Origin of the sequence: Amycolatopsis sp. NPDC059235 (genome assembly GCF_042754125.1) — a bacterium.
GTDB classification, from domain to species: domain Bacteria; phylum Actinomycetota; class Actinomycetes; order Mycobacteriales; family Pseudonocardiaceae; genus Amycolatopsis; species Amycolatopsis albidoflava.
In genome coordinates, this window is the sequence record NZ_JBHZAG010000171.1 from 1 (window position 1) to 8862 (window position 8862).

Consider the following 8862-nt stretch of genomic DNA (forward strand, 5'->3'; position numbering starts at 1 on the left):
TTGGGGGTGGGGTGGGTGGCTCCAGCGGTGGGTGCAGCGGCTGCGGTTCGTTGGTCGTGAGGGGAACCCTGAGGGACTCAGAGTCCGTGAGGGTTCCCCTCACGGACTGGGCCAAGGGTCAGTCGCCTTCGATTACGTCTGGTTCTACGCCTAGGTAGCCTGCGACCTGTTCGACTAGGACATCGTGGACTAGGTCTGCTAGTTCTGACGGGTCTTTTGCTCGTGCTTCTAGGGGGCGTCGGTATAGGACGATTCGTGCGCGGGTGGGGAGGCCGGTTCGGTCTACTCCGGCTGGGACCAGGCGCGATAGGGGGACTGCGCCGTCGTGCAGTACGCCGTCTGCGGGGGCTCGGCCGTCCATGCGGACTTCTGGGACGTCGTCCACCGCTACGTCCAGTTTTGTCAGTTCGTGGCGCCAGCGGGCTTCGATGGGCTCCAGGGCGTCCAGCACTAGCGCGTCGAAGCGCTCCGCGCGGCTTGCTGCTGCGGGCAGGGTCGCTGGATAGAGCGTCCCGCGCAGGCCCCGGCCGTGCCGGTCCCGTCGCATTCGCTGCCGTTGTCGGTAGTCACGAGCCGTCGCCACCGTCCAAGTCTATGCGGTCGCCAGGACAACGCGCGTGTCGCCGGTACTCGCTTGCGGCGACGCGCTATCGTTTCGGATCGTGCGGAGCGTACGGAAATGTTCGCGAACGGGTTGCCTCGAACCCGCTGTCGCCACGCTCACGTATGCCTACCAGGACTCGACCGCGGTCGTCGGACCGCTGGCCACCGCTTCCGAACCGCATTCCTACGACCTGTGCGAGGCCCACGCGCTGCGGCTGACCGTCCCGAAGGGCTGGGAAGTCGTCCGTCACGAGGGGGCCTTCGCCGCGCCGGAGCAGTCCGCCGACGAGCTCACCGCGCTGGCCGAGGCGGTCCGCGAGGCCGGTCGCTCCGACGTCCCCGCGGCGCAGCCCGAGCCGGAAGGCCCCTCCGGCAGGCGCGGCCATCTGCGCGTCCTCCCGGGGCGCGCCTGAGCTGTCCTCCCGCCCGGTAGGCTTTCGCCCGCGGCGCGACTGGCGTCGCCACGGAACTAGCGGCGGGGAGAAGGCGTGCCAGACCTTTCGGGCATCGTGAAGGCCTACGACATTCGCGGCGTGGTCGGCGAGCAGCTGGACGCCGCCCTCGTCCGGGACTTCGGGGCCGCGTTCGCGCTGCTCATCAAGCCCGAGGCTCCGGCCGTCGTGATCGGCCACGACATGCGCGACTCGTCGCCCGGCCTGGCCGAGGCGTTCGCCGACGGGGTCACCTCCCAGGGCCTCGACGTGGTGTCGATCGGCCTGGCCAGCACCGACCAGCTCTACTTCGCCTCCGGTTCGCTCAACCTGCCCGGCGCGATGTTCACCGCCAGCCACAACCCCGCGAAGTACAACGGCATCAAGATGTGCCGCGCCGGCGCGTCCCCGGTCGGGCAGGACACCGGCCTCGCCGAGATCCGCGACACCGTCGAGCAGGGCGTCCCCGCCTTCGACGGCCAGCGCGGCACCGTCTCCGAGCGCGACGTCCTCAGCGACTACGCCGCCTACCTGCGCAACCTCGTCGACCTCTCCGGCTCGCGGCCGCTCAAGGTCGTGGTCGACGCCGGCAACGGCATGGGCGGGCACACCGTCCCGACCGTGTTCGACGGGCTGCCGATCGACGTCGTGCCGATGTACTTCGAACTCGACGGCACCTTCCCGAACCACGAGGCCAACCCGCTCGACCCGGCCAACATCGTCGACTTGCAGGCCAAGGTGCGCGAGGTCGGCGCGGACGCCGGGCTGGCGTTCGACGGCGACGCGGACCGCTGCTTCGTCGTCGACGAGCGCGGCGAGCCGGTGTCGCCGAGCGCGATCACCGCGCTGGTCGCCGTGCGCGAGCTGGCGAAGGAGCCGGGCGGCACGGTCATCCACAACCTGATCACGTCGAAGGGCGTGCCGGAGATCGTCGCCGAGCACGGCGGCAAGCCGGTGCGCACGCGGGTCGGGCACTCCTTCATCAAGGCCGAGATGGCCCGCACCGGTGCGATTTTCGGCGGCGAGCACTCCGCGCACTACTACTTCCGCGACTTCTGGCGTGCCGACACCGGCATGCTGGCCGCGCTGCACGTGCTGGCCGCGCTCGGCGAGCAGAACGGGCCGCTGTCCGCGCTCACCCAGGACTTCTCGCGCTACGCGGCGTCCGGCGAGATCAACTCGACGGTCGGCGACCAGGTCGCGCGGATGCTCGCGGTGAAGGACGCGTACGCGGGCAAGTCCGGCGTCGAGATCGACGAGCTGGACGGGCTCACCGTGCAGCTGCCCGGCGGCGCGTGGTTCAACCTGCGCCCCTCCAACACCGAACCGCTGCTGCGGCTCAACGTGGAGGCCGCCGACCGCGCCGCGGTCGAGGCGCTCACCGCCGAGGTGCTCGCCCTTGTCCGGGCCTGACCCGCTGGCGCCGGATTGTGTCCGGAAGGCGCCCTCAACACCCCAACGACGCGTGGTATGGAGGAACTATGGCCATCACGCTTGACGCACAGCTGCTGGAGATCCTCGCGTGCCCGTCGCCGGATCACGCTCCGCTGCGTCCCGGCACGCCGGACGACGCCGAGGCGGACGCGCTGACCTGCACCGAATGCGGCCGGGTATACCCGGTGCGCGACGGGATCCCGGTGCTGCTGCTCGACGAGGCGACGCTGCCCGGCTCGGCCGACCATGGCGACAGTGCTTGACCATGCTTGACGATTCCCTGCTCGACGACTCCGCGCGGCTGGCCGACGCCGACCGCGCGGGGTTGCTGCGTGCCGCCGCGATGGCGGGCGCGCAGGTGCGGGCCACCGCCGAGGCGGCGGCCGAACTGGAGCTGAGCGACCGGCTGGACGTCGGGCGTCCGCGTTCGCTCGTGCTCATCGACCGGCCAGGGGTGAGCCGCACGCTCACCCGGCTGCTGGCCGCGCTGCTCACGCCGTCGTGCCCGGTGCCGGTCGTGGTGGCCGAATCGGTGCCTGCCTGGATCGGCGCGCTGGACGTGGTGTTCGCGCACACCGACGACGCCGGCGACCGCGAGCTGGCCGCTTCGCTGGAGCGCGCCGCCCGGTTCGGCGCGTCGGTGGTGCTGTCCGCGCCGGCGGAGGGGCCGGTCGCGGCGTCGGTGGCGGGCAAGGGCGTGCTGCTCGCGCCGCGTGTCCCGGTGCCGCCGGAGCTGGCGTTCCCGCGCGGGCTCGCCGCCGGGCTGCTCACCGCGAACGCGCTCGGCCTGCTGGTCGCGGACGTGCAGGCGCTCGCCGACCAGCTCGACCTCGAAGCGGAGAAGGACTACCTGGCGCGCGAGTCGTTCGCCAACCCGGCGAAGGCGCTCGCGCTGCGGGTCGCGGACCGGGTGCCGCTGCTGTGGGGGCTCGACCCGGTCGCGGTGGCGGTCGGCGAGCACGCGGCGCACGCGTTCGCCGCGCACGCCGCGCTGGTGTGCGACGTGGAGGACTACCGGCAGGCGCTCGCTCGCCCGGCCTTGCGGCGGATCGCACAATCAGGCGGCGTGGAGCGAGACATTTTCGCCGACCCGGACGACTCTCCTGGTGGAGTCGCGACGCGGGTGCTGCTGCTGTCGGTGCGGACCGGCCCGGCCACCGAGGCCGCCCGGTACCAAGCCGAGGAGTTCCTGCCGGGCGCGGACCTGATCGCGCCCGCCGAGGAGATCGAGGCCGACGAGATCGTCCGCGCCGCGGTGCTGGCGCTGCGGTTCGAGCTGGCCGCGGTGTACCTGGGGCTGGCGGCGGGCAGCATCGGCGGGGCCGGGAGATACGAACCGGCCTCCGCCTGAGGGAGCAGGGGGGAACGCGGGCAGGCGGTTCCGCCGCCGCGTGCGTCGGCTCAGTGCCGACGGGAAGGATTGGGAGTTGACAGTGGAGCTGTTGCGCAACGCCGTACGGCCCTACGCCTGGGGATCGCGAACGGCCATCCCGCAGCTGCAGGGCCGCCCGGTGCCGGCGCCGCACCCCGAGGCCGAGCTGTGGATGGGAGCGCACCCGGGGGACCCGTCGCACGTGCTCGGCCCGGACGGCGCCGAACTGAGCCTGCTCGAACTCGTCGACGCCGATCCGGTCGGCCAGCTGGGCGAGGACTGCGCACGGCGCTGGGGCAACCGGCTGCCGTTCCTGCTGAAGATCCTCGCCGCGGAAGAACCGCTGTCGATGCAGGCGCACCCGTCCGCGGCGCAGGCCGCGGAGGGACACGCCCGCGAGGAAAAGCTGGGCATCCCGCGCGACGCCGCGAACCGGAACTACCCGGACCCGACGGCGAAGCCGGAGCTGGTCTGCGCGCTGACGGAGTTCCACGCGCTGGCCGGGTTCCGCGACCCGAACCGCACGGTCAAGCTGCTGAAGGCGATCGAGACCCCCGGCCTGGGGAAGTACACCGGCCTGCTGGAAGCCCAGCCGGACCCGGCCGGTCTGCGCGCGCTGTTCACCACCTGGATCACGCTGCCGCAGTCCGCGCTGGACGAACTGCTGCCGGAGGTGCTCGACGCGTGCGTCCGGCACGTCCAGGACCACGGCGAATTCGCGACCGAATGCCGCACGATCCTGGAACTGGGCGAGACCCACCCGCGCGACGCCGGCGTCCTGGCGGCGTTGTTGCTCAACCGCCTGACACTGCGCGCGGGCGAGGCGATCTACCTGCCTGCCGGGAACCTGCACCTGTACCTGCACGGCACCGCGGTGGAGATCCTGGCGAACTCGGACAACATCCTGCGTTGTGGCCTCACGCCGAAGCACGTGGATGTGCCGGAGCTGCTGCGCGTGGTCGACTTCGCGTGCGGGGAAATGCCGGTGCAGCACGGAGAATGCGCCGGCCAGCGGATGGCGGTTTACCACACGGACGCTCCGGAATTCGAGCTGTCACGGGTCGAATGGGCGGCTGGGGACGACGTCGAGATCGAGGTTGACTCGGCTGGGCCGCAGATCTTGTTGTGCACCGAGGGGGATCTTCTGGTGGTCGCCTCGGACGGGGAGCAGGTCGAGCTGCGGCGGGGGCAGTCGGTGTGGCTGCCTGCGGCCGATCCGGCGGTGCGGGTGCGGCCGTTGGCTGGGGTGCGGACGCAGCTGTTCCGGGCTACTGCTGGGGCTTGCGAGTTGTGAGCTGACCGGCCGGTTGTCAGGTCCCGTGCTCCCCTCCGCAAAGGCTGCTCTAGGCTCCCACCGGGCAATTCGGGCGCGGAGCAGGGGAGCGGGAAGTGTCAGCTGGCGGGGGAACCAAGGCGATCATCGCGGCGCTCGCCGCCAATGCCGGGATCGCGGTGGCCAAGTTCGTCGGCTTCCTGGTCACCGGGTCGTCGTCGATGCTGGCGGAGGCGGTGCACTCGCTCGCCGACACGTCGAACCAGGGGTTGCTGCTGCTCGGGCAGAAGACCTCCAAGCGGCGCGCGACCCGGGAGCATCCGTTCGGGTTCGGCCGCGAGCGGTACTTCTACTCGTTCATCGTCGCGCTCATGCTCTTCACCCTCGGCGCGGCGTTCGCGCTCTACGAGGGCATTCACAAGATCATCGAGCCGCAGCCGCTGGACACGCCGGTGGTCGCGGTGGTCATTCTGGTCGTCGCGATCTGTCTCGAGGGCTACAGCTTCCTCACCGCGATGGGCGAATCGCGCAAGATCAAAGGCAATGTGAGCTGGTGGCGGTTCATCCGCCAGGCCAAGGAACCTGAACTGCCGGTCGTGCTGCTGGAGGACTCCGGCGCGCTGCTCGGCCTCGTGTTCGCCCTGCTCGGCGTCGGATTGTCGGTGCTGACCGGCAACCCCGTTTTCGACGGCATCGGCACGGTTTTCATCGGCGCGCTGCTGGGCGTCATCGCGGTCATCCTGATCATCGAGATGAAGAGCCTGCTGATCGGCGAGGGCGCGACCGACACCGATCTCGCGACCATTGTGGACGAACTGGCCGCGGGCAAGGTCGAGCGCGTCATCCACATCCGCACCCAGTACCTCGGCCCGGACGAGCTCCTCGTCGCCGCGAAGCTCGCGCTCGTGCCCGGCCTCGACACCGCCGCGATCGCCACCGCGATCGACGACGCCGAGGCCCGCGTGCGCGCGAAAGTCCCCGTCGCGACGCTGATTTACCTGGAGCCCGACCTCGACCGCGAGACGCGCTGACTGTCCGGACAGCTGGCGCCCAACTGACACGCTAGGGTGGCGCCCGGTCCCCACGAAGGTCACCGCAGGAGGTCAACGTTGCCCGGCACTGGGTTGTGGCGCACCAAGTCAATCGAGCAGTCCATTTCGGACACCGATGAACCGGAGACGAAACTCCGCAGGAACCTGAGCGCTTGGGACCTCACGGTCTTCGGCGTCGCGGTGGTCATCGGCGCCGGCATCTTCACGCTCACCGCGCGCACGGCGGGCGACTTCGCCGGGCCGTCGGTGTCCGTCGCGTTCGTCATCGCCGCGATCGCCTGTGCGCTCGCCGCGTTGTGCTACGCCGAATTCGCTTCCACCGTCCCGGTCGCGGGCAGCGCGTACACGTTCTCCTACGCCACTTTCGGCGAGTTCATGGCGTGGATCATCGGCTGGGACCTGATCCTGGAGCTGGCCGTCGGCGCCGCCGCGGTGGCCAAGGGCTGGTCGTCCTATCTGCAGACGGTGCTGGAGTACATCTTCGGCAAGGGCACCAAGACGTCGATCGATCTCGGCGGCGGCTTCGGCATCGACTGGGGCGCGTTCATCGTCGTCGCCGCGTTGGTGACGCTGCTGGTGCTCGGCACGAAGCTGTCGTCGCGGTTCTCGATGGTGATCACCGGCATCAAGGTCGCCGTGGTGCTGTTCGTGGTCATCCTCGGCATCTTCTACATCAAGTCGAGCAACTACACGCCGTTCGTCCCCGAGGGCAAACCCGCCGGGTCCGGGTCGAGCGGCGTCGACCAGTCGCTGTTCTCGCTCATCGCGGGCGGCGGCAGCAGTTCGTTCGGCATCTTCGGGCTGCTGGCCGGCGCGTCGATCGTGTTCTTCGCGTTCATCGGGTTCGACATCGTCGCGACCACCGCGGAGGAGACCCGCAACCCGCAGAAGGCCGTGCCGCGCGGCATCTTCGGCTCGCTGGCGATCGTGACCGTCCTGTACGTCGCGGTGTCGCTCGTGGTCGTCGGCATGGTGCCCTACACCGACCTCTCGACCTCGGCGGGCGACGGCAGCCACAAGACGCTCGCCACCGCGTTCTCCGCGAACGGCGTCGACTGGGCCGCGAACATCATCTCCGTCGGCGCGCTGGCCGGCCTCACCACCGTCGTCATGGTCCTGATGCTCGGCCAGGTGCGGATCATCTTCGCGATGTCCCGCGACGGCCTCATGCCGCGTTCGCTGGCCAAGACGAGCGACCGCGGGACGCCGAAGCGCGCGACGATCGTGGTCGGCGCGCTGGTCGCGGCGGGCGCGACGTTCTTCCCGGCCGACAAGCTCGAGGAAATGGTCAACGTCGGCACGCTGTTCGCGTTCATCCTCGTGTCCGCGGGCGTGCTGGTGCTGCGCAAGACCCGCCCGGACCTGACGCGCGCCTTCCGCGTGCCCGCCGTGTGGGTCATCGCGCCGCTGGCGATCCTGGCGTGCCTGTGGCTGATGCTGAACCTGACCGTGCTGACCTGGCTGCGGTTCGTCGTCTGGATGGTCATCGGCGTGGTCATCTACTTCGCCTACAGCCGGCGGCATTCGCTGCTCGGGAAGCGGCAGTCGGGCGTCGAGCAGGGCGGGGCCGTCAAGGACTCCCCGCCGGTCGCCGACTGACCTGTTTTCGCTGCTCAGCGGCCCGTCGCCCACTGTGGGCGGCGGGCCGTTTCGCGTGCCTGGTCACGGGCGCGCAACTCGCGGATTTCGGTTCGGACGGCGACTCGAACCCAGGGTGATCGGACAACTGCGGGTGCGATACTCTCCGCGTCGTCTCCCTCTGACGGGTTAATCACTAGCGGGTAATTCGCGCGAACAGTGGTCGGGGTTCCTACGGAGGGTCGTGGTTTTTCGCATGTGCTGTCCCCCGTTCGGATTTTCCTTCGAGGAGTAACTCCATGCCCATCCCCACCAAACTTCGCGCCGGATTCGCCGTTGCCGCGGTCGCCGGGCTCGCCCTGCTCGGCTCGGCGACGGCGGCGTCCGCCTGCACCACTGGCGACGACCGCGGACACCCGGTTCCGGGTACGAAGATCACTGATTGCAGCAAGGTCGAGGGTGTCAGCGGCAGCAAGCTCGACCAGGGCGACGTGAAGTTCACCGGCGGTGTCGGCGAGAAGACGCTGACCATCACGGAGACCGCTGAGGGCGTGACGGTCGAGGCGATCGTCGTCGTGGGTGGCGATGACGGGCATTCCGTTTACGTGCCGGGGAAGAAGAAACTGCCCAAGGTGGCTCCTTGGAAGGATCTTGTCGCGCCGTACAACTACGACCGGTCGCAGCCTAAGATCGACCAGTGGTTTGTGTGCGGGACGAAGACCGCGCCGACTAAGCCGCCGGTTTCCGAGACGCCTACCTCGCCGGCCAAGCCGACTTCTTCCGCTCCCACTGCCGCGCCGACTTCGGCGCCGTCCAGTGTTTCCGCCGCTCCGACCACGACTAGCGCCCCGGCCGCGGTTCCTGCTGGGAATCAGAATGGGACCGGTGGAGGGCTGGCCAACACTGGGTTTGACAATGCTTGGCTGTTTTGGGTTGGCGGAGTGTTGATTGTTGGCGGTGGCGCGTTGCTGGTGCTGTTGAAGTTGCGTCGTCGCGGGACGAATTGATTGTTGCTGGAAGGTTGAGGGGGCGGCTCGTCGCCTGGCGGCGACATTGCGCACGGTGGTTGCGTGGGGCACCCCGAAGCTGATTGTGACGACGGACGGCGGGTGCTTGTCA

At 69.7% G+C, this 8862-nt stretch carries 9 protein-coding genes; 8 read left to right on the forward strand and 1 reads right to left on the reverse strand.

Translation table 11 applies throughout. The features are described from left to right. Positions 1-118 precede the first annotated feature (118 nt). Positions 119-547 (reverse strand): metallopeptidase family protein, encoded by a 429-nt coding sequence (locus tag ACFXI3_RS46605; RefSeq protein ID WP_344286273.1) that lies wholly within the window; start codon positions 545-547, stop codon positions 119-121. A gap of 115 nt (positions 548-662) precedes the next feature. On the opposite strand from ACFXI3_RS46605, the gene ACFXI3_RS46610 reads away from it, so the two are divergent. From ACFXI3_RS46610 to ACFXI3_RS46645, 8 genes are all read left to right on the forward strand, one after another. Next, positions 663-1016, forward strand: coding sequence for a DUF3499 domain-containing protein (locus ACFXI3_RS46610; RefSeq protein WP_116206536.1), 354 nt, complete (start codon positions 663-665; stop codon positions 1014-1016). A gap of 75 nt (positions 1017-1091) precedes the next feature. Further along, positions 1092-2447: a phosphomannomutase/phosphoglucomutase gene (locus ACFXI3_RS46615; protein WP_344286242.1), complete on the forward strand. Its 1356-nt coding sequence runs from the start codon at positions 1092-1094 to the stop codon at positions 2445-2447. A 68-nt stretch (positions 2448-2515) separates the two neighbouring features. Continuing rightward, positions 2516-2731 (forward strand): Trm112 family protein, encoded by a 216-nt coding sequence (locus tag ACFXI3_RS46620; protein WP_344286243.1) that lies wholly within the window; start codon positions 2516-2518, stop codon positions 2729-2731. Between the two features lie 2 nt (positions 2732-2733). Continuing rightward, complete coding sequence (locus tag ACFXI3_RS46625) at positions 2734-3819, forward strand: hypothetical protein (protein ID WP_378408634.1); 1086 nt, start codon at positions 2734-2736, stop codon at positions 3817-3819. Between the two features lie 82 nt (positions 3820-3901). Further along, positions 3902-5134, forward strand: coding sequence for a mannose-6-phosphate isomerase, class I (gene manA / locus ACFXI3_RS46630; RefSeq protein WP_378408639.1), 1233 nt, complete (start codon positions 3902-3904; stop codon positions 5132-5134). A gap of 95 nt (positions 5135-5229) precedes the next feature. Further along, positions 5230-6144 (forward strand): cation diffusion facilitator family transporter, encoded by a 915-nt coding sequence (locus tag ACFXI3_RS46635; protein WP_344286245.1) that lies wholly within the window; start codon positions 5230-5232, stop codon positions 6142-6144. Between the two features lie 78 nt (positions 6145-6222). Next, complete coding sequence (locus tag ACFXI3_RS46640; RefSeq protein WP_378408636.1) at positions 6223-7764, forward strand: amino acid permease; 1542 nt, start codon at positions 6223-6225, stop codon at positions 7762-7764. Positions 7765-8042: 278 nt separating this feature from the next. Then, a complete protein-coding gene (locus tag ACFXI3_RS46645; protein WP_344286247.1) occupies positions 8043-8750 on the forward strand; it encodes an LPXTG cell wall anchor domain-containing protein in 708 nt (235 codons plus the stop codon). Positions 8751-8862 lie beyond the last annotated feature (112 nt).